The organism is Sphingomonas sp. BL-S-25, from assembly GCF_055521555.1.
Genome location: NZ_CM145486.1, coordinates 3073825 through 3096552, shown reverse-complemented (window position 1 = coordinate 3096552; position 22728 = coordinate 3073825). Strand labels below are relative to the sequence as shown.

General features: G+C 64.4%; 12 protein-coding genes. 2 read left to right on the top strand and 10 right to left on the bottom strand.

Annotated features, from left to right (window positions below; genetic code table 11):
- Positions 1–26: 26 nt before the first annotated feature.
- The 8 genes from ACZ1H8_RS14975 to ACZ1H8_RS14940 form a co-directional block, all read right to left on the bottom strand.
- Positions 27–5975, bottom strand: a complete 5949-nt coding sequence (locus ACZ1H8_RS14975; RefSeq protein WP_465177978.1) for a YDG domain-containing protein — start codon at positions 5973–5975, stop codon at positions 27–29.
- The gene (locus tag ACZ1H8_RS14970; protein ID WP_465177977.1) at positions 5972–7105 is read right to left on the bottom strand and encodes a two-partner secretion domain-containing protein; all 1134 of its coding nucleotides are present in this window, start codon (positions 7103–7105) and stop codon (positions 5972–5974) included. Before ACZ1H8_RS14970 ends, ACZ1H8_RS14975 begins: the two co-directional genes overlap by 4 nt.
- 8 nt (positions 7106–7113) lie before the next feature.
- A complete protein-coding gene (locus tag ACZ1H8_RS14965) occupies positions 7114–8862 on the bottom strand; it encodes a ShlB/FhaC/HecB family hemolysin secretion/activation protein (RefSeq protein WP_465177976.1) in 1749 nt (582 codons plus the stop codon).
- Positions 8863–8964: 102 nt separating this feature from the next.
- On the bottom strand, positions 8965–9507 hold the full coding sequence (locus ACZ1H8_RS14960) for a hypothetical protein (RefSeq protein ID WP_465177974.1): 543 nt from the start codon (positions 9505–9507) through the stop codon (positions 8965–8967).
- Between the two features lie 141 nt (positions 9508–9648).
- Entirely contained in the window at positions 9649–10143 is a 495-nt protein-coding gene (locus ACZ1H8_RS14955) for a hypothetical protein (RefSeq protein ID WP_465177973.1), read from the bottom strand.
- A gap of 156 nt (positions 10144–10299) precedes the next feature.
- Complete coding sequence (locus ACZ1H8_RS14950) at positions 10300–11499, bottom strand: CaiB/BaiF CoA transferase family protein (protein WP_465177972.1); 1200 nt, start codon at positions 11497–11499, stop codon at positions 10300–10302.
- Between the two features lie 86 nt (positions 11500–11585).
- Positions 11586–12050 (bottom strand): Lrp/AsnC family transcriptional regulator, encoded by a 465-nt coding sequence (locus tag ACZ1H8_RS14945; protein ID WP_465177971.1) that lies wholly within the window; start codon positions 12048–12050, stop codon positions 11586–11588.
- Positions 12051–12063: 13 nt separating this feature from the next.
- A complete protein-coding gene (locus ACZ1H8_RS14940; protein ID WP_465177970.1) occupies positions 12064–14016 on the bottom strand; it encodes an isoaspartyl peptidase/L-asparaginase in 1953 nt (650 codons plus the stop codon).
- A 132-nt stretch (positions 14017–14148) separates the two neighbouring features.
- Between ACZ1H8_RS14940 and ACZ1H8_RS14935 the strand changes: the two genes are divergently transcribed.
- Entirely contained in the window at positions 14149–16962 is a 2814-nt protein-coding gene (locus ACZ1H8_RS14935; RefSeq protein ID WP_465177969.1) for a TonB-dependent receptor plug domain-containing protein, read from the top strand.
- 120 nt (positions 16963–17082) lie between these two features.
- Here ACZ1H8_RS14935 and ACZ1H8_RS14930 read toward each other — a convergent pair whose 3' ends face one another.
- A complete protein-coding gene (locus ACZ1H8_RS14930; RefSeq protein WP_465177968.1) occupies positions 17083–19815 on the bottom strand; it encodes a hypothetical protein in 2733 nt (910 codons plus the stop codon).
- 186 nt (positions 19816–20001) lie between these two features.
- Positions 20002–22020, bottom strand: a complete 2019-nt coding sequence (locus ACZ1H8_RS14925; protein WP_465177967.1) for a hypothetical protein — start codon at positions 22018–22020, stop codon at positions 20002–20004.
- Between the two features lie 51 nt (positions 22021–22071).
- Between ACZ1H8_RS14925 and ACZ1H8_RS14920 the strand changes: the two genes are divergently transcribed.
- Complete coding sequence (locus ACZ1H8_RS14920) at positions 22072–22725, top strand: hypothetical protein (protein WP_465177966.1); 654 nt, start codon at positions 22072–22074, stop codon at positions 22723–22725.
- Positions 22726–22728: the final 3 nt, after the last annotated feature.

Below are 22728 nucleotides of genomic sequence, written 5' to 3'. Positions count from 1 at the left end.
AGGAGTTCCGCCGGCCCCTCGCCGCCTCAGTGGACCGTGCAGCTGCTATCCTCGCCGCACAGCGCGTCGCGGTCGATCGTGATCTTCGCTCCGCCGCCATTGGGATCGGCCTGGATCTGCGACGGAAGGAACAGCGCGCGCAGCGACGGCGGCAGCTGGTCCTTCACCGGATCCAGATTGATCGTGAAGGTGCCGGGGGTGAAGGCGATCTCGTAATTGCCGCCCAGGCTGAGCGAGCCGATGCTGATCGCATAGCGGCCGGGGCGCTCCCCCGGTGCGCGGGTGAGGTCGCCGCTGAACTGATCGCCGGCGACCAGCGTGCCCGACACCAGCGTGAAGGTCAGCAGCGGATCCTCCTCGTCGCGGATCTTCGACGCGTCGTCCGCCTTGACCGAGATCGCCCGCTTCAGGATGTCGCCCACCGCGACGGCCGGCATGGTCAGCGTATAGTTGCCGGCATCTGCGCCGTTCAGTGCGGTGCCTGACACGCTGACCGCCCTGCCGCTCCCCGCATTGGCGTCGGCGAAGCGCAGCACCGTGCCGGTCGTGCCGACCTGGTCGCCCTGCACCACGCCGTTCAGCCCGACCGTGCCGCTGGCATCGGTGGTGCCATCATATTGGCGCGAGGTGACCGTGACCGTGCCGGTGATCGCCTTCTTCAGGATATCGGCAAAGGCGCTGGCCGGCAGGGTGACGGTATAGTTGCCGCCATCCACGCCGTTCAGCGTCGTGCCGCTGATCGTCACGAGCTTGCCGGTGCCGGCATTCTTGTCGGAGAAGGTCCAGACGGTGCCGGTGGTGCCGACCTGATCCCCCTGGAGTACGCCGTCCAGCGTGACCGTGCCGGAGCCGGTGGTGGTGCCGTCATAGGTCTTGCCGTTGGCGGTGACGCTGCCGGTAATCGCGCGGCGGAAGATGTCGCCGACTACCGTTTCCGGCATCGAGAGCGCATAGTTGCCCGCATCGGCGCCGGTCAGGCTGGTGCCGGTGACGTTCACCGCCTTGCCGGTGCCGGCATTCTTGTCGGCAAAGGCGAAGCTGGTGCCGGTGATGCCGACATCGTCGCCCTGGATTGCGCCGTCGAAACTGACGGTGCCCGTCGCCGCGGTCGTGCCGTCATAGGTCTTGCCGTTGACGGTCACGCTGACGGTCACCGCCTTGCGCAGGATGTCGGCCACCGCATTGACCGGCAGGCCCAGCGTATAGTTGCCGGAATCGACCCCGGTCAGCATCCCGCCGGAGACGATGACCGTCTTGCCGGTGCCGGTATTCCTGTCGGCGAAGCGCAGCGAGGTGCCCGTCAGTCCGACCGTTTCGCCCGAGACGACACCGTCCAGCGTGACCGTACCGGTCGCGGCGGTGGTGCCGTCATAGGTCTTGCTGTCGGCCTGAACGACCATGTTCAGCGCCTTGCGCGCGATCGATGCGAAGGTGCTGGATGCCAGTTCGAGGCTGTAATTGCCCGCGTCCGCACCCGTCAGTGTGGTGCCGGACACGAGCACCGTCCGGCGTGCCCCGGCATTCTTGTCGGTGAAGGTCCACACGGTCCCGGTCGTGCCCAGCTGGTCGCCCTCGATCACATCCCACAGGTCGATCGTGCCGGTGGCGGCGGTGGTGCCGTCATAGACCTTGCTGTCCGCAGTCACGGTAGCGCCAACCTGCCGCTTGAGGATCGTCGCGGTGGTGCTCGTGCCGGTCAGGGTCAGCGTGTAGTTGTCGGCGTCCTCACCCGAAAGGCGGGTGCCCTCGACCGTCACCGTCTTGCCGACACCGGCATTCTTGTCGCTGAAGTTCCAGATCGAACCGTCGGGATCGACCATGTCGCCATCGACCACACCGGTCAGCGTGACATAACCGCTCGTCTGGGTGATGCCATCATAGACCTTGTCATAGGCGGTGATCGACCCGGTGATCGCCTTGCGGAAGATATCCGCGGTCCCGGTGCCGATGTCGCCCAGCTCGTAATTGCCGGCATCCGCGCCGGTCAGCGTCGTGCCGCCGGCGGTAACCGTCTTGCCGGTCCCGGCATTCTTGTCGGCAAAGCTGAACACGGTGTCGGCGGTGCCGACGCTGTCGCCCTGGACGAGCCCGGTGAGCGTCAGCGTGCCCGTGGCGGCGGTGGTGCCGTCATAGGTCTTGCTGTTGGCGACGACGGCGGCGGTCAGGCTGCGTTGCAGGATATCCGCAACAGCAAATTGCGGCAGCGTGATCGAGTAGTTGCCCGCATCACCAGTGATTGTGGTCCCGGTGACTATCACCGTTTTGCCAAGCCCGGCATTCTTGTCGCTGAAGGAAAAGACCGATCCGGTCGCGCCAAGGTCGTCACCAGCGACAACGCCGTCGAACACCACGCGGCCAGTGGCAGCGGTCGTGCCGTCATAGACCTTGTTGTCCACGATATAACTGCCCCAGATCGCCTTCTGGAAGATCGTGGCGGTCGTGGTCGCGGGAAGGGACAGGTTGTAATTCCCGCTGTCTGCCCCGACGAGGGTAGTGCCCGTCAGAAAGACGGTTTTGCCCACGCCCGCATTCTTGTCCAGGAAGGTCCAGACGCTGCCGGTGGTACCGATCGAGTCCCCCCGTATGACATTTGTTAGCGCGACTCGCCCTGTCGCGTTTGAGGTCCCGTCATAGACCTTGGAATCGGCGATAATATTGGCGTAAATCGTACGCTTTAAAATTGTGCCCAAAGTGCTGGTGGGTAGTTGTAGGTCATAGTTATGGGCATCATATCCGTACAACGTACCGCCCGTCACATTTACAACTTTGCCGGTGCCGGCATTCTTGTCATCGAACATGAACGTTGGTCCGGACACGAATACTGAATCCGTACCCAAAACCCCATTCAGCGTCACAGAACCCGAAGCGTATACGGACCCATCATATTGTTTGGAAACCTCACCGATCGTTCCGGTAATCGCCCGCTTGAAGATCTGCGCGCTCGCGAAGACAGGGGAACTGTCGATAACATAATTCGCGGCTGCGGCACCGGTCAGCTGAGTTCCGGTGGCATATACTATCTTCTGAACTCCGGCGTCATTGCTTTCAAAAGCGAAGGTAGTGCCATTGGCCGCGACCGCGTCTCCGGCCAGTACGCCCGACAACACCACCGATCCCGTCGCGAGAAGCGTGCCGTCATAGACCTTGTCGTTGGCAACGGCCGAAAGCGTCACAGAAAGCGGGTTTATTAGAATATGACCCGAACTAAATTCGAATGCATATCCGCTAGTGCTGCTGAGCGAACCCTCGGACAGTAAGACATCATATAGCGCGCCACCGTTCACCGGGGCACGTGCCGCAAATCCATCAGAAACTATTAAAGGCGATCCGGAAAAAGCCGACGCTGCCGTATCGGCACGGAATGCGCCTTCCACGCCCGGCATAAGGCCGGCGACCGAGTACAGAAGGGCGGGGTCGACCTCGGTGCCATAGGTTTTCTGCAACCAAGGGAATGAGAAGGTTAATTTCGGTTGATAGGAGAAAACATAACGATTGCCACTGATCGTTGAGGGGGCATGACTACCAATCGTTGCGTTCCACAAGGCCGTCTGACCACTGTCTAGGCCATCATAACCACTTACATAGGGATGATCAGCATAAACGACCCAATGACCCGATGCATCCAGAACACCCGACCCAGCGTAGTTAAAGAAATACGATCCAGATAAAGTAATATTACTACCTGATACCTTACTTCCTTCATGCAGAATAGTTTGACTACCGCCAATTAGTTCGATATCACCGTTTGCTTTAATTGCACCCGATATGTCCAAATAGCCAGTATCTGTCTTAACAGAGAGCCCCTGGCCGACAGTTACTGCTCCCAAAATTTCTAGGCCATTTTGCGCGCGGAGAGTAGCCCCGTCACCGATATCGGCCGCCCCCAGAGATAGGGGGCCAAGGGCAGACAGGCTAAGGCTTCCGTTGGCGACCACATCGCCAATCTTGATTGAACCCATTTGCACGAAGACGTCCGTACCGGCCGAAATTTTCTCGACGTAAAGTTGGCCTTTTTCGTCCCTCTCAAGATCTTGTATCCCCAACCTCACGGCGCCATTCGCCGCAAAAAAGGATCGCCCACTAATGTAGCTCTGACTATTAATTGTTATGTCTCGACCAGCAGCTATGTCATTGAGATCGGTAGACCAAGCGTTTATGATCACATCACGATTAGCTTTAAAGACCGCTCCACCAGCATAGCCATATTCAGAACCGTATCGAAATGTGTCGACAGAACCCGCATTTATAATGAGGTCAGCATTCGACCCCGTCACTTCTATTACATCAGCGAACAAGTAAGTGGATGAGGATATTACAGATCCTTTAGCAACCGAAACCTTGCCAATGTTTATCTCACCAGCATCAACAGTGAGAAAGCCACCGATAGACGCGTCATTTATTTGAATTTGACCGGGCGCTTTGATAGTTACATCTGACGGCGTCACAAGATTAAGATAATAGTATGGGTCGTACATTTCCGGCTGAAGGTGCGAAGTAGCAATGTTTATGGCACCTTCAGCAGAAATTGTTGCTGAAACTTTAATAGCATCCAGGTCAACACCGCCGGCAACCTCAAACTTTCCGGCAAGGGAATTTACACCGTTCGCTAACAGGTTGCCACCTATATCCCCGTAAGTTACAGCAATACCACCACCTTGTGCTGAAAAATCACCCGCAACGACTAAATTTGCAGCGATATATTTCGATCCAATGCCCCCCAATAGTACTTGGCCAGCTGAAATGTCGGAGTCAAATCGACTTCCAAAAAGCTCTTCTGGATCGTAAGTATATATGCCGAGAGTATTTTTTACATTCACGGGTACAGCTATATTTGCTATATAGGCACCCACGGTTATATCAGACTTACTTATCAAAGTACCGTTTGCCGACGGAAGGCCATATACCGTTAGGAGGCCAGTTCCATCCAGATCAGAACTGGAAGCAACTTGGACACCGGCCGAAGCAACATTGGCGGTAAGAACTATTCCGCGGTCAGTAGCCTTTGCACCTGTGGCCAAGATCGAACCACCGAATGTTAGAGCGGCGTCGGTCCGATCATTTGGTCGAGAACGAAATGCTCCCAAAGTGACATTGTCACCAATTAGCTTTCCAGCCATCTGGATCAATCCGGGGTTGTTCGCCCCCCCATTGTCCCACGAGCTCCCGCGATTAATGACGAAGGACAGAGGGCTGCCCGGCGCGTTTCGAACCGTTACGTCGCCGGCAGCAATGATTCCGATGTCTCCGCCGGTGGCGGAGATAGCAGGGTCGATTTGGTAGCAATTGCACAGGACTCGGCTGCCCAAGAGCACAATGTCTCCCAGCCGCCCTCCCGACGAACTACCGTTATTTGCTACGGTAATATCCGCCGGGGTGATACCAGACCCGAACTGCACGCCGATGCTCGACGGCGAATTCCCGGAGAAGCGAAGTGCGGCTGACCCATTCAGGAAGTCGTTGTCGTCCGTCAGATTCAGATCGCTGGCAAATAGAGAGCCGGTAGAAACGCGCGATCCGGCACCGAACGTCACGCCTTCACGGTTGATCACATAGACCGCGACATTGCTATCCGACTTCAAGGACCCCAGGATGTTCGATGGACGCCCACTCAAATCCCGGTTCAGCACCGCGATGTTATCCACCCGGTTCGTCACGCCGGCAGTCGCACGCGCGTCCTTGAAATTCACCGACGAGCCCTGCGCGACGTTGAAGCCGTTCCCACCCCAGTTGAGAATCGTCCGGTTGTCGCGCAGGTCGACGCGCAGGTCGGTGCCGGTCTGGGTCTGGGTAGGGGTGAAGGTCGGGTTGGTCGAACCCGGCACTGCGCCGCCCAGGCCGCGGGTACTGACGGTCACGTTGCCCGTGTCGGGGATCGATGGCACCGACTGGGCCAGCGCGGGCACCGCGAACATCAGCGCGGCAGCGAGTGCGGTGGTGCCCTTCAGGGCGAGGCGGAGGCGGTTGGTGGTGGTCATCGTGTCTCTCCTCGCGTCCATGGACGGTTCGCGGTGGCAATCGGGGTTGTGAGGACCACGCCGCGGCCGGCGGCATGGGCATGGGTGGCGGTAAGCGGGTCGAACAGGGCCGCGCCCTCGTCCGCAGCGGCGCCGAGCAGCGCCGCTGAAACGGTAAGGTTGCGGCCGGCAAGGGCGCCGGCGGTCAGGCCGTCCTGCGGCTGGGACGCCGCATCGGCCTGCGCGTCGGCGGGAAGATCGATCGCGACCAGCAGCGGGCTGCCGGCGCGGTTCTGGACGATGATCGGGCCGGTCGGGCCGGCGATCACCACCTGGCCGCCGGGGCCGGCGCCGATGAACACCTCGCCCTCCTGCGGCGCATCGGGATCCTGCGGCGCGTCCTGAATGCGGCCAAGGCCGAAGACGGTGCCGAGCAGGACGACATCGCCCACGCGCTCTCCGCGGCCGTCGGCGGCCTCGCCCGACGCGGCGCTGCCGGTGGCGCGCAGCCGCGCCGGTCCGGTGAAGACGATCGCGCCGTCGCCCTGCTGCGCGCCGAAGCTCAGACGGCCGTCGCCATCGAGAAAGTCGCGGTCGCCGACGTCGCGCGTGCTGGCCAGGAAGGCACCGACATCGATGCGGGCACCGCCGCCGAACAGGATGCCGCGCGAGTTGATCAGATAGACCGCGACATTGGCGTCGGAGCGGATCGCCCCGTCGATGCGCGAGGGCCGTCCCGACAGGTCGCGGTTGAGCACCGCGATCGTCCCGCCGGCGGCGCCGCGCGCATCGCGAAAGCTGACCGAATTGCCCGCGGCGATGTTGAACCCCGTCCCGCGCCAGTCGAGAATGGTGCGCACGCTGCGCAGGTCGATGCGCAGGTCGTTGCCGCCGGGTTGCGGCGCCAGGGTGATGACGGGCGTTCCAGCGGGAACCGAAGGCGGCACGGCCGGCACCGGAATGGCGGGCACGCCCGGCACCATGCCCGCGGGCCCGGTGCGGCCGGTGACCGCGCCGATGTCGGGCAGGCTTGCCGCCGGCGGCATCGTCTGACCCATCGCGGGCACCGCCAGCATCAGCGCGACCGCAAGCGCGCCGGCACCCGTCAGGGCCCGGCGGCGACGATCGGCGATGCGGGCGGCGGCGTGCATGGCCTACCTCAGCGGCGGGGCGCGAACTGCGCGGTCAGCGACAGCAGCACGCGGTCGCTGGCGCGCGGCGCACCGGGGAAGCGAAGCTCGGGATCGAGCGGGCGGGCATACATTGCCTCGAGCGACAGCGCGCCCGGCAGGTACGTGCGAAGGCCCGCACCGACCGAGCGAAGCGTCCGGCCATTCTCGGTCGTGAACGGATCGTCGTTCCAGATCCGCGCGACATCGAGATAGGCGAAGGTCTGGACGCCGACGCGCGATTGCAGCGGGATGTTGGCGCGCGGCTCGATCCGAACCGCCACCGCCTTGTCCCCGGCGGTGACGCCAGGGTCGTAGCCGCGGCCGATCGTCAGGCTGCCGACCGAGAATTCCTCGAAGCTGAACAGCGGCCCGCTGGCCCATTGTGCCTGACCCTGGACGCCCAGGCTGAAGATCGTGCCGGCGCTGAAGAAGCCGTTGACGCCGCCACGCACCACCGTCGCGGTCGCGCTGCCATCGAAACGGCTGGGGGCATAGCCGTCGGCGCTGATCACCCCGCCCTGCGTCGCATCGAAGATATCGAAGCCCTGGCGAAGCTCGAGCGAGGCGGCGACCGACCAGCGATCGATCCCGCTAAACTGCGGCTGGCGCTCGTTATAGCCCAGGCGCAGATAGCCGACGCGCAGCTTGTCGCGGGTCACCGGGATCCCGCCGATGCCCGAGACGTGCAGCTGGAGATTCTGTTCGATCAGTTCGAAGCCGGCGCCGATATCGGCCCCCGCACGAACGCCGCGGCGCAGCGGCATCGCGAAGTCGAGACCGGCGATCATCGAGCGCGAGCGCAGGTCGAGCGCCCCCAAGTCCGGCCGCGACCAGGCATAGCTGAACCGCGCACCCAGCGAGGCACCGTCGTCATTGGCCATCACATGGCCGACCTGGACGACCTTCTGCTCCTGGAAATCCGCGGTCGCCGAGACGCCGACATAGGTGCGGTCGGCATGGCCGGTCAGCCCGTAATATTCGGCGCGCAGCGACCCGCTTTCCCGACCCAGCGTGCGCGATCCGGTGTTCTGGACATTCGCCAGGAACAGGAACGGGGTATAGCTGACCGACAATTCGCCGATCACCTCGCCCGGCGCGCTGCCCGCGGCACGCAGCGCCAGCGTGACCTGAAGCCCCGGCACGTCGTTCGCGCCCAGCAGGATGCTTTCGATCTCGCCGGTGTTGATCGCCGGCAGCGCCTTCAGCCGGGCGACGCGCGCCTCCAGCGTGCGGCGGTGCGGGCCGGCATTGCCCATGATGGTGACGTCGGTCAGCCGCGCCAGGATCACCGTGAAGCGCGCCTCGCCGTCGGTGATTTCCTGCGGCGGGATGGTGATGCCGGCGACATAGCCCTTGCGGCTGAGCGCGGTGGCGGCGGCATCGCGCAGGTCGCACAGCTGGACCAGCCGCTGCTTGCCCGCCAGCGGACGGATGCCGGCCAGCACCGAGGCGACGTCGGCGGGAAGCGCGCTGCCGTCAGCCTGGACGAACCGCAGCCGGTCGACCGCGACCTCGAGCGGCGAATCGGCGAAGGGGCATTCGGTGGCGCGCGGCGTATCGTCGCGCACGGTCAGTCCCGATTGCGGGCGCTGATCGGGAACCGGTCCGGTCTCGACCTGCTGACGGCTGGGCAAGGAACCGGGAAGCGCCTGGGAAAAGGCGGGAGTCGCGAAGGCGAACGCGGACGACACCGCAAGAGACGCCCCCCAAAGGGTGCGACCGGAACGAAACGCCATCGATGTAATTCCCCCAAAACGGACAAGTCGAGTCCGACTTCCGCTGTATCAACGGGATCACGTTGCGGAAAGAGACTATTATCAAAATGCGATGTAAATCTTTTATCGCGAATTGTTTCTGGCGCGGCGAAACAATGCTGTGGCGATTATCCACAGCGCAGCAAAAGCCAGTGTGAAGGGAGGCATGTCCGACCACGACGCACCGAACGCCGCGCCCGCGGCAAGCTGTGCCAGCGCCATGACACCTGTTGCTCGCGCCAGGTTCGCTGCGCCGAAGCCGCCGAGCAGCGCGATTGCCAATCCGAGCGCGGTGATCGCCGGGAAAACAAGATTCGCCGGATCGCTTTCGGCGCCGATGATGCCGACGGCGAGGGTCGCCCAGATCATCGCCGCGCTGCCGATGAGCGCGACTGCAGCCGCCGCGCGATAGGGCGCGCCTTGCCCGCCACGGACCGCAATCTCCATTCCAGCACCGACGAGCGCGATCAAGGCAGCCGCGGCGATGAAGTCGAACGGCGACCACGCAACCTCATCGGTGACCTGCATCGCGACGAGCGGCGCCGCCAACAGCGCGGCGAGCGCGCCCCAGCCGAGAATGCGCAGGCGAGCGACGCTGCGCGGCGGTTGCGGAACGGTCGGGATCATCCTGTGCCTCCGGTTCTGGATCGAGGCTGAGGCAATGGCACCGCGATGTGAAGGGCGTTGCGCGACCGCTGTGGAGATTTGGTGCAGAGGCGCGGCGGAGATCGACCGGGCGCTAGTGTCAAACCCAGGCGGACCGGCTGCCTATCGGATGCTCCAGCTGGGGAAGCATTTGCCACTCCAGGCGCCGTCCCTGCGCCGCATGATGCATAGCGAACCATGGGCGTAGATGCCGCGGCTCGCCGACACCTCGACGAGCGCCAGCGTCCCGTCCTTCGACAGGATCGGCTCGGCGAACGAGGCCCTCATGTCGAGCGATTCGGAGCGCGGCTGGATCGCCTTGCCCGTCCAGCCGCAGGCAGGCAGGAAGTCTCTTGCCTGTCCCTCGCGCTGACGTGCGGCCAGATCCCGGGCTTCATCGGCGGTCAGGCCGACACGCTCGGGCGCATGGTCGGCAAGCATGTCGATGAGCGTCGGTTCTTCCCGCGAGGGGCCAAGATCGACCGGATAGGCCGGCTCGTCCGCGCGAACGAATGCGGTATAGGCCGCCTGAAGGAGCGCGCATGGAGTCGGGGCGCCCTGGGCCGTTGAACCCGCCGCCCCGTTCAGCGCCGCTACCGTAATCAAGGCGACCAGCATGATCGTGGATTACCCCCATTTCATGGATTCGCATATGCCTGAGCCACCGCTTGGGACGGGTGCGATCTCGAGCGCCTCGCGTCCGGGAAGCCCCGGGGGCCACCCTTCCTCCAACCTGGAGCTGATGGGGTGAGTTGGCGACCGTGACCGAGTGGATCAGGCGACCACGCCCTTCGCACGCAACGCCTCGATCGCCGCGGCGTCATAGCCCATCGCCGCCAGCACCTCGTCGCTATGCTGGCCCAGCAGCGGCGGGGCGATCGGGTCGACCACCGGCGTGCGGCCGAGCTTCAGCGGCGAGGCGACCAGCCGGACCTCGCCCGCGGTCGGGTGCGGCACGGTGGCGATCATGTTGCGGGCCAGCGTTTCGGGCGCGGCCTGTGCCTCTGCGACGCCGCGCACCGCGCCGCCCGGGATGCCCGCAGCGCGCAGGCCCTGCAGCCAATGTTCGGTCGGCCGTTCGCGCATAAGTGGCACGATCCGTGCCAGCAATGCCTCGCGATTGCCCACGCGCGCGGAGTTGCGGGCGAAGCGATCGTCCTCGATCAGATCGGGGCGGCCGAGCAGCCGGGCGAAGGCGGCGAACTGGCCGTCATTGCCGACCGCGACGACCACCTGCCCGTCCTGCGTGTCGAACAACTGATAGGGAACGATCGTCGGATGGCCATTGCCGAAGCGGCGCGGCTCGTTGCCCGAGACGAGCGCCGCGCTGCCGACATTGGCCATCATCGCGATCTGATTGTCGTACAGCGCCATGTCGAGATGCTGGCCCAGCCCGTCGCGATCGGCGGCGATCAGTGCGGCCAGGATCGCCTGTGCCGCGGCCATGCCGGTGAACAGGTCGGTCACCGCGACGCCGACCTTCATCGGCTCGCCATCGACCGGGCCGGTGACCGCCATCAACCCGCCCTCGGCCTGGATGACATAGTCATAGCCGGGACGCTCGGCGATCGGCGAGGCACGGCCATAGCCGGAGACCGAGCAATAGACGATGCGCGGGTTGATCGCGGCGATCGAGGCATAGTCGAGCCCGTATTTGTCGAGCCCGCCCAGCTTGTAATTCTCGACCAGCACGTCCGCCCCGGCCGCCATCTCGCGCACGATGCGCTGGCCGTCGGGGGTCGACAGGTCGATCGCGATCGAGCGCTTGTTGCGGTTGGCGCACAGATAATAAGCGGATTCGCCACCAGTATAGGGCGGCCCCCAGTGACGCGTATCGTCGCCGCCTCGCGGATGCTCGACCTTGGTCACCTCGGCGCCGAGATCGGCGAGGACCATCGTGCACCAGGGGCCGGCGAGGACGCGCGAGAGATCGAGGACGCGGCGGCCGGCGAGCGGCGGGAGGGGGGTTGTCATGGCGGGGTCCTAGGCGGGACGGACGGGGCTGCGCAACCGCCTCTCCTCCCCCGGAGCCGCAGGCTCCTGGGGAGGAAATGGGCAGTTCACCGCTGCAACTTCGTCGCGAGGATGATCGACGAGGTCGTCTTCTCCACCCCCTCCAGCATGCCGATCGCGTCGATCAGGTCGTTGAGGCGGTTGACGTGCGGTGCCTCGACCAGGGCGATGAAGTCGTGCTGCCCGCTGATCGCGTAGAGGCCGGTCACCTCGGGCATCGCCGCCAGTTCCTCCTGGGTCCGGGCGGTGACCTTGGGCAGGACCTTGATCATCACATGCGCGCGGATCATGCGGCGGTCGTAATCGGCGCCCAGCCGGACGGTGTAGCCCGCGATCGTGCCTTCGCGCTCCAGCCGGTCGATCCCGGCATAGACGCCGGCGCGCGACACGCCGAGTGCGGTAGCGAGGTCCGACACCGGGCGCCGCGAATCCTCGCGCAACAACGCCAGCAATTGCAGGTCGAACGCGTCCTGCCCGCGCTTTTCCGCAGGCACCGGTGCCGCGCCGGGCACCGGGGGGCCGGGATCAGCGGCCCGGGCCAACCAGCGGCTCGCCGGCATAGATGGCGGTGCGCGCCGCGTCGGTGCTGGTGACCAGCCCGCGATACATGCCCTCGCTGTTCATCGCGAAGGCGGCATTGCCCTTGCCGTCGATCGCGATCAGACCGCCATCGCCGCCCAGCTCGCCGATCGCCTCCATCGTCGCGTCGGCGGCGGCCTTCACGCTTTCCTTCTTCCACGCGATCCGGTCGCAGATCTGACGCGCGGCGCTCTGGCGGATGAAGTACTCGCCGGTGCCGGTGGCCGACACCGCGCAGTCGCCATCGGCGGCATAGGTGCCCGCGCCGATGATCGGGGAATCGCCGATCCGGCCCCAGCGCTTGCCGGTCAGCCCGCCGGTCGAAGTCGCCGCGGCGATGTGGCCGCGCGTGTCCATCGCCACCGCGCCGACCGTGCCGAACTTGTGCGTCTGGTCGATCCCGGCGGTCGAGTTGGTCCGCTTCCATTCGAGATATTCTTGCCAGCGCTTCTCGGTGCGGAAATAGGATGGGTCGACCTGCTCCACGCCCTGTTCGCGCGCGAACTGGTCGGCGCCGGGACCGGTCAGCAGCACGTGGCGCGAATGCTCCATCACCGCGCGCGCCAGCGTGATCGGGTTCTTCGTCCGGCTGACGCCCGCCACCGCACCGGCGCGCAGCGTCGCGCCGTCCATGATCGCAGCATCGAGCTGGTTCTTGCCCTCGGCATCGAACACCGCGCCGCGGCCCGAGTTGAACAGCGGATTGTCCTCGAGCACCCGCACCGTCGCCTCGACCGCGTCCATGCTCGATCCGCCCTCACGCAGCACCTTCGATCCCGCCGCCAGCGCCGCGTCCAGCCCGGCGCGATAGTCGCGGTCCTGCTGCGGGGTCAGGCTGCCGCGCTCGATCACCCCTGCCCCGCCATGGATCGCCAGCGTCCAGCGGGCACCCGGCGGGAACGGCGCACCGGTCAGCTTGCCCGCGACGACCCGTGCGGTGCCGGAGAAAGCGGGCTTGGTTACCTTCAGCGTCTTCAGGTCGATCGCGCCGTCGGTGCCGATGCCGGTGACCTTGACCGCGGCCCAGTCGAGCGGCCTGCCCTTTGCCGCACCCGGCGTGCCCACCGGCTCGACCAGCCAGGCATGGCCGCCATTGCGGCTGTACAGCTTCGCGGCGCCGCTGCTTTCGACGCACAGCGCGCTTTCCTCGTCCACGCCGAGGCCGATTGCCTTCGCGTCACCGTTCGCCCGCGCCTGGGCGACGAAGGCGATCAGCCGGCCCAGCCGGTCGCGCGCGTTGAAATGCGTGTCGGTGACGACATGCGCCATGTACGGCATCTTCAGGAAGTCGCCGACCATCGTCACCGCCGGCCCCATCGGGTCGGCCAGCGCGGTCGCGGAATCGACGCTGCCGCCGTCCATCGCGCCGTACGCCTGCGCGCCCAGGATCGCGAGGCCCGCGCTGGTCCCGGCGATCGGCCGCCCCTTTGCGACATGCGCGTTCAGCGCGTCGGCGACGGGCGTCCCCTTCCAGTAGCGGACATAGTTGGACTGGTCGCCGCCGGCGATGAAGATGCCGTCGGCGCGCGCCAGGCTGGCCAGCACGCGCGGGTCGCTCGCCGCCTTGCGATCGTCGAACACGAAGGTCTCGACCGAGGCGACGCCGCCGATGTCGCGGAAAATCTCCTCGCCCGCATCCGCCCCGCCCGAGGCGCGCAGGATGACGAGGTGACCATTCCCCGCCCGCGACAGGAACCAGCGCCACGCATCATGGCTCCACTCGCCGCCGCCCATCAGCATCATCGCGAACGCGGTCTTGCCCGGGGTCTTCGCCTTCAGGTCGCCTATCTCGTACCGTGTATAGCCCTCCGCCGTCTTCGCCTGAGCGGCCGGCATTGCCAGGGAGAGCGACGCGAGCGCCAGCATCAGCCCGGTTAGCAACCGATTGAAAACCTTCATCGCGCCAACCCCTTTTCCACCCGGCGAACAATTTGATTGCGGTGAGCCGTCAATCCGCATTTTTCTTATTCCATTCTGTCGGCTGCCTATGTCAATATGTCATCGGGTAGCAATAAACGGGGGAATCGGAACATGCGGGTCGGCAGGATCGCGGCGCTTGCGCTGGCGGGCATCAGCTTCACGGCACTTGCCAATGGCGCACAGGCTCAGGACGCCGCGCCGCCGGTGGCGGCGGACGAACCCGCGGAGGAGGGCCAGATCGTCGTGCTGGGATCGCGCATCCCGCGCGTCCAGTCCGAGGGTCCGGCGCCGGTAACGACGATCACCGACCAGGATATCCTGCGCAACGGATATCAGAGCGTGCCCGACGTGCTGCGCGCGATCACCCAGAATGGCGGCGAGACGCAGAGCCAGCAGAGCGCATCGGGCGCCGACTTCACGCCGGGCGCGCAGCAGGTCGACCTGCGCGGCCTGGGCCCGAACCACACGCTGGTGCTGGTCAACGGGCGGCGCATCGCCGACTTCCCCCTGCCCTTCAACGGCAACAGCAATTTCACCGACATCTCGAACATCCCGGTCGGCATGATCGAGCGCGTCGAGGTGCTGAGCGGCAGCGCATCGGCGGTCTATGGCTCCGACGCGATCGCCGGCGTCGTCAATTTCCGGCTGAAGACCAAACCCGACGGCACCCGGGTCGACTATCGCGCCGGCTTCACCGAACATGGCGGCGGATCGTCGCAGCGGCTGTCGCTGTCGACCGGGTGGGAGACCGGCAATTTCCACGGCGTGGTCGGCGTCGAGCTGCTCGATCAGCGGCCCTTGTGGCAATATCAGCGCAAGTTTCAGGATTCGACCGCGGACAATCCCACGACCGCGGTACCGCTGGCGCGCCGCACCTTCCTGCGCACCGACGAGATCAGCGGCTATATCGATCCCGGTTCCGCGACCTGCGACCGGCTCAAGGGGCTGAACGGCGGCACCACCTATTACGCGTCGCGCCCGCGCTATGACACGTTCGACGGACCCGGTTATTTCTGCGGCAGCAACGAATCCGTCGCCTATGGCACGATGATCTCGGATCGGCGATCCGCCAGCGGCTATGGCTCGATGGGCTACACGCTGAGCGACAGCGTCGAACTCTTCATGGACCTCCAGGCGAGCTATTCGGACCTCAAACTGTTCCGCGACGTGCTCAACTGGGCCTATGTCGCGCCCGACGGGAATGAGGAAGGCACCTTCTTCAACCCGAACCTGTCACCCGACGCGACCTATTACGGCACCCAGCTCGACAATTGGAGCCGCCAGTTCACGCCGGAGGAAATGGGCGGGCTGAAGAACGGCCGTACCCGCAACCGGTCGTTCAGCTACAACATCACGCCCGGCGTGAAGGGCAGCTTCGCCGGCAGCTGGTCGTACGAAGTGGCGCTGAACCATGCCGAGTACAGCTCGCGCGTCAGCTTCCCCCAGGTGATCATCTCGAAGGCGAACGACTTCTTCCTAGGCCGGCCGCAGGGGATCGACCCGGATAGCGGCTACGAGATCTTCAACGCCGATGTGAACCGGCTCTATACCCCGCTGACTGTCGAGCAGTATCGCTCGATCACCGCCAATTCGATCTACCGGCCCAAATCCTGGGTCAACAACGTCTCCGCGACGATCAACACGACCGAGCTGTTCCGCCTGCCCGCCGGCCCGGTCGGCTTCGCCGCGGTCGCCGAGGCGGGCAACCAGGGCTATGATTTGCGGCCCGATCCGCTGGCGCTCGAGCAATATTATGTCGGGCTGATCGACTCCGACGGTGCCGGCCGCCGCCAGCATTGGGGCGTGGGCGGCGAGCTTCGCGTGCCGGTCTTCTCGATGCTGACGGTCGAGGGCGCGGGCCGCTATGACCGCTATGCCTTTGCCGGCAACAGCTTCGGCAAGTTCACCTATAATGTCGGTGCCGAGTTCCGGCCGGCCAGCAGCCTGTTGATCCGCGGCGCCTATGGCACCGGCTTCCGCGCGCCCGACCTCAACTATGTGTTCCGCGGGCCGGGCAACACCCACCCCAGCGGCACCGACTATTATCTGTGCCGCCGCGACGAGCCGGATGAGGATATCTCCGACTGCACCTATTCGGACGAGGGCATCGTCTCGCGCCGCACCGGCAATCGCCGCCTGCGTCCCGAAACCTCGACCTCGCTCAACGCCGGCTTCGTGTTCCAGCCATCGCGCCGGTTCGACGTCTCGGTCGACTATTTCCGGGTGAAGATGCGCAACCAGGTGCGCGACATCAGCATCGACCAGCTGCTGCGCGACGAGGCCGATTGCCGGCTGGGTCAAACCGCAAGCGGATCGCCGGTCGACGCCAATTCGCCGACCTGTGTCGACGCAATCGCGCGGGTCGACCGCTATGTCGGCGGCGCGCTGGACGGGGAACTGCGCGGCGTGCGGATCACCCCGATCAACATCGCCGAGGAAACCACCGACGGCATCGACGTGGCGGCGCATCTGCGCCTGCCGACCGCGGGCATCGGCACCTTCTCGCTGGCGGCCGGCTACACCTATGTGTTCAACCACACGATCCGCCAGTATCCGGGCGATCCGGTGATCGACAAGCTGGACTATGCCAGCGGCTATTACATCCCGCATGAAAAGGGCACGGCCAGCCTGACCTGGGAATATGGCCGCCTGACCACGACCCTGAACGGCCAGCGCCTGGGCCGCCTGCCCAACTGGGCCGAAGAGGGCTATATCAAGCCGAGCTACCTCTTCAACCTGTCGGCCCAGTACAACGTCACCGACCGCCTGCGCCTGTCGGGCACGATCAACAACCTGTTCGACCAGAAGCCGATCAAGGACCCGACCTACTCGTCCTATCCCTACTACGACATCTCCTGGTTCGACGGCGTAGGCCGCAGCTTCTACCTGCAGCTGACGTACAAGATGGGTGGGACGAAGTTGTGAGGCAGATATTTTACCACGCCAACGACTCAGCTAATCAGCTAAACAATATTAAATAATATCCAATCGCTTATATCATTACTGAATAAAATAGATGAATCAATCTCCGTTCGACGCCACTTACTATAGCAAAGCCTCAGTATACATTGACACCAGTCGAGGCGGCTCCACCTTGACACGATAATCTTGACCCGCAGGTCCGTTAGACATTTCGAATCTTAACGCCTGCGCTTGCGCGATATTCCAATCGAGCAACGTTTCTCCAAGTTTAGTAAGGCCAGAACCTCCAGGGATCAGGCCATCTACATACCACTCAATTAGGTCCGCAAAAAAACGGTCTGACCTATGCTTGCGTATAACGATAAGCAAATCGCTCCAAGCCGAGATAGGTAGCGTGTAGCTTCCGTCAGTTTCATAGAAGCTGCCTGGTATCCGACAAACACCTCTCACGACCCTGTTACGGACTACGAATCCAAAACCTCCCCCTGTTAAACCGCCAACATAACCCGCGTTGAAAGAACGGTCGTTTGCCAGTAGCAAATGCAAAGAACCAGTATCCGCCCCGTTGATGAGCTGTACTCGGGATTTCAAGCCACCGATCATTCCTATGACACGCGAAGGTCCTCCGACCATAAACGGCGGCGACGGATCGTTAATATACGCCACCACCGTCGAGTTCGGCACCGTCCCGGTCTGAAGCATGAACGTCTTCGACGCCGTCGGCACGATGTCCGCGGCGCTCCCCGTGCGGATCGCGCTCCAGGTCGAGTTCCGCAGATCATGCACACCATTTTCCAGCAGGATCGCCGGGATCTGATTGGCGGTCAGCGGGCGCGGGGTCATCGCTTCGAACACCGCACGGCTGTCGGCAGTGCCGGCGGTCGCGCGGACCTGGGTGGGAAAATAGCCTCGCGCACTGGCCCAGGCGTCCACACCCATCTCGCTGATCTGGCTGGCATAATGGATGCCGTCCCCCTCCAGCCCGGCCTTCACCGCAGCATTGTAGCCGCCGACGATCGCCATATGGTCGAGCACGTCCCAATCGAGCCGGCTTTGCGCGAATTGCCAGCAGACATCGGTCGCCTCGGCCAGCGACAGGTCGTCGAACCCGCCGTTGCGATAGAAGGGATTGCGCTCGAGGATCACCGCAGGCGGATTGGCCATGCCCGACTGGCCGATCGCGGATTCCAGCCGGGGGAGAACCGCCTGATAGTCCGCCGCCTTGTCGTCGCTGACCAGCCAGATGATGTCGGGAGCGAAGTCGCGGATCAGACCCGCCATCAGCGGGACCGATGCGTCGGTGGTGTTCGACCAGGCGTTGCTCGACTGGCCGACCAGATAATAGTTGATCGCCGCGGCGGTGCGCACCTGGACGCCGGGCCACAAGGTGCGGACCGCATTACCCGACAGATGGGTGATGCGGATGCTGCGGTAATTGATCGACGCGAATTCAAGGCGGACCGTAGCCAAGCCGCGCGGGCCATTGGCATCGATGATGAGCTCGCCTCCGGTCAGGCTGTGCGCACTGACGATCTCGTCATCGGTCGGTGTGGTCCAGCCGATGGTGGGACTGGCGACCTGCAGCGTGCTGAATTCGATCTTCACCTTGCCGGCACCCGGTTCGATGATGATCGGGATCAGGACGGTATCGCCACTGATCTGATGGCCCATGATCGATTGCTGGCCGTCGGCGTATTCGACGAATGAGCCGTCGAAGCTGTAATTATAGTCGTATTTCTGACGATAGGACGCGGTGCCGAGAACCGGCACGATCGACACCGCCGAGCTCATGCTGGGGATGCCATAGCCCAGATAGTCGACCCAGGATCCGGGGCTGAAGCTGTAGACCGGCTCCTTCGAATAATGCTGGCCCAGCACCCGCTGGATCGCCCATTGGCCACAGGAATTGGTGGTCAGGCTGTCGCCGAACACCAGGATCCGCGTCTGATCGGTCAGGCCGTAGCGCAGCTTGTAGAGATGGTGCGCCAGCCGGATGCCGGGCGGGCGCGTGCGGGCAAGCTGCATCGGCGCGATCTTGCGCCCCAGCACATCGGCGGCAGTGCCGGGCAGCTCGCCGACCAGCACCGCGCTGCCCCCGGTCTTCGCATAGAGGCGCGCGATGACGCCCGCCCCGCCGATCCGCACCCAGAAGCTGCCGCCCTCCGCCGTCGCCGCCAGGCCGGCGGCGATGCTGGGCCAGGTTGCGCCCGCCGATACGGCGGCGGAAAAGGCCTCCGCGCTCGCGCGCGCCGCCTGGGTCGCGATCCGATCGGAATTGGTCCGCGCGGCATTGTTCGCCGCCACGGTCGCCGCCAGCTGCGACGAGGCCAGATCGGTCGCGATGCCGGCGCGGAACTGCGCCACCGCGCTATCGATGCCCGCCACGCTCGGCTTGCCCGCCGCGTCGAACGACAGGATCTTGCCCGCGCGCGCGCCGGCCGCGGGCAAGGGCGGCACGCTCTCGCCGCGCGGCACCACCAGCGCACGACCGCTGCGCTCCTTCAGCACCAGCGACCGCACCGCGGCGCGATCGAACTGGCGATTGACCGATCGCGGGGTGAACGGCGTCTCGCCGCCGGAAAAGCCGGCTTCCTGGGTAAAGGCCGGTGCCGAGACGACATGGATCGCCCCCGATCCCGCTGCCGGCGCCGCAGCGAAGCGCACGATCCCGCCCTCGACGTCAGGATCGATCGACACGCTGTAGAGCGCGGCGTCCACCAGCTGGCCGGTATCGGGCGGCCCGCGAAACACCCGCACCTCGTCTGCCGACAATGCCTTGAAGGCGAAGCCGAACTCGGTGGTCGCCCCATTGGGTGCGAAGGGCCCGGCGATCACGCTGGTGACGGAGACGGTCATGCTGCTTCCCGATGCTGTTTCGGGGGCAAGGGCTAATGAGGTGGGACAAGCGGGAGGCGCGGTTTGCACAAGGAACGGTCCCGCCGGTCCTGCAGATGGCGTTCATTCGCCAGACGAGCGAGATCGGTGAGGCCATCTATATGGTCTGGGTCGCTCTGCGCGCGCACAAGGTCGAGCAGGCTGCGCTCAGCCGCCACCCGAAGATACCAACGCGCGCTGCCGGGAAGCGCGTTCTGTAAGCCGGCGCGATCGTCCGCGCCGATCAGCGCGTCCATCACGTCTGCGCCGCGTGCTTCCGATATGGCCGCACTCCAGAACGACCACCTGTCCATCGGCTCGGGCTCTGCGTTCAGCGCAATCCTGTCCAGCTGCAGCGCCGCCGCGCCGCCGGTCGCCCCGAGGATCAGGGCCCCGAGCAGATAGGCGGCACGCCCCCCCCCAGCCTGTCCCCTCCATCGTTCTTTGAGCATGCATCATCGTCAGCGTGGTCGCGAACTGGCAAAGGCCAACCACGTCGCGCCCCAGCAATCCCAGAATCGATTCCGGGGCGAATGCCGGATCACCGGCAGTGTCGATGCGCCTGTCTCTCACCGGAAATGCGCGTCGGGCCTGCTCGTCCACCAACACACGCAATCTTCCCCGCGCGGCGGGATCCGCTACGCTGGCAGGGTTCAGCCAGTCGACCCCATCTCCGGACGTCGCCGATGCGGCGCGGATCTGGTCCCATGTATCGGACCGAAAGCCGCTATGCTCCAGAACCGTCCGGAAAGGCGCATCGATGCGCTCGAAATCCAGTGCAGCGAAGTCATGGAGCGCGCCGAGGAATTCCATCGCGAAGGCCCATCGCATACCCCGCACAAAACCGTTCGCTCCGCCACGCCACAGCACCTGACGGGGAACGCGCTCAGCCAGCTCGCCCGTCATTTCCTCGGCCAGCCGACACCCTTGCATCACCGAAAGCTGAGCCAGCCGGCGGGCGATTCTTGCGCTGCGACGCGCGGATGCCTGACCATCGTTATCACGCCGCACAAGGCCGTCCAGCATCTGGGTCAATGTCGAGATCTGGGGCAGCCTGTTCATCTCCCGCGCCAGTTGCTGCGCAGCGGCATCACCGGTCGGCCGAAACTTGGCCTCCCTCTGATCCATCCGCGCCGGCATCGCGTCGTGGAACGCCAGGGAACCGGAGCGCCTGTCCCTTCCTGCAATGACCTCGCCGATCAGGCTCGCCACATCGACCTCCTGTGGGGCAACCTGATCCTGCAGCCAGCGCCAGCCGATATCGGGTTCCGGACCAAAAACCTCCATCAATGCGATGTGCCGCGCCCGCCCGTCGATTTCCGCCATGAAGGCGTCATGGACGCTGCCCGTGCCGAATTGCTCGTTATAATCCAGCCATGCCGTACCGTTACGGAAGCGTAGCGTCTCGATCGGTGCCGCCCCGTCACCGCGACCTGCGGCGGCGGTGACGATCCCCTCGAACCGCGACTGACCGGCCGCGCGCAACGCGTCACCGGTTGCCGCTTGCTCGTCTACCTGTCTGATCGTCGCACCACGGTCCAGCAGCGGTGCTGTGAAGGTCCACCATGCGTCGAAACCCGCGTCGCGAACCCGGGTCACATCATGGTTATGGCCCATGATTTCATTGCGTTCGGCCTTCATCGCCGCGCCGGCCGCATTCGCCCGACGACGCAGCATCGCAAGAACTTGCGCCACACCGTCGGCGATCTCGCGCCCGTTGAGATCCTCGCTGTTCTCTCCGTGCAGCGCGGCGATAACACCGTCCAGATCCGCCCGGTGGCGCAGCTGAGCCGGATCATCGGCACGTCGCGTCACGAGGACGTGATCCAGTGCGAGTTGCGCCTGCTCGCGGATCGCTCGCCACCGGCCGACGAAGCCGGCCACATTCTCGCCCGTGATCCATAGCTTGATAAGCTTCGTGCGATCTGCGGCACTCGCGTCCCCTAATTGCTCCGCCATCGCGCGCTGTCGCTCGACCTGAAGCAATGATCGACGACGCGACTGCATCGACTCCCGTCGAACGTCACCCACGATTGCGCTACTCGCGTTGGAACGGGCCGCGGCGTCGCCCATCCGCGCGCGATCGCGTTCGACCATTGCGGAATATCGCACCCGCAACGCGTCCATCCGGCCCATGTCGATTGAACCATTTCCGATCAGTTTCGGGATGCAGGCGTCGAGTGACATTTCGAAAACCCTTCAGTTGCGGATAAATGGAAAGATGGCGAGGAGAGCGGAATGCGTTTGATCTACTGGGCAGCGGGCGCGACCGTCCTCGTCGGCATTGCAATCGCCACGACCGGGAATGCATCGCGCCATGTCGCAAGCCTGACGTCACCCGTGAGATCACAGGTCCAGGAACACCCCGGGCGCTGGTACTGGATCTTTGGAGGCGACCGCACCCAATACTTCGTCGATCGCGACAGCATCGCAGGTCCCGTCGAGGCTCGTCGCATCCGCCTCGCGGCGTATCACCACCCACCCCTGCTGGGTCACACGCCGCTTACGATACAGCTCGACGCATTTGATTGCACTGCACGGACCGTCCGGACCCGACATTTCGAGGCTTATCTTGTCGACGGCACACCGGTCACGGGCGAACCGCCCGAAGAGATGGACCAGGTCGAACCGGTCGAACATTTTACGATCCAGGCCGCTGAGATGGAGATGGCCTGCGATCAGGACGAGGGCGGTAAAGTCGAGATCGACCGATCGCTCGTGGACACGGCGCGGTTGATCTTCTTGCTGCGCCCTCTTGTTCGAAATCCGGCGCACGCTTCCATACTTGCGTCGATGACGGCCGCTCATGTGCGTCGCCTTACCGACACGGATCTGAGCGATCTTGTCGAACCCGGACGCATAGCCGAGGTCCGGGATCTGCTTGAGCGATGACGC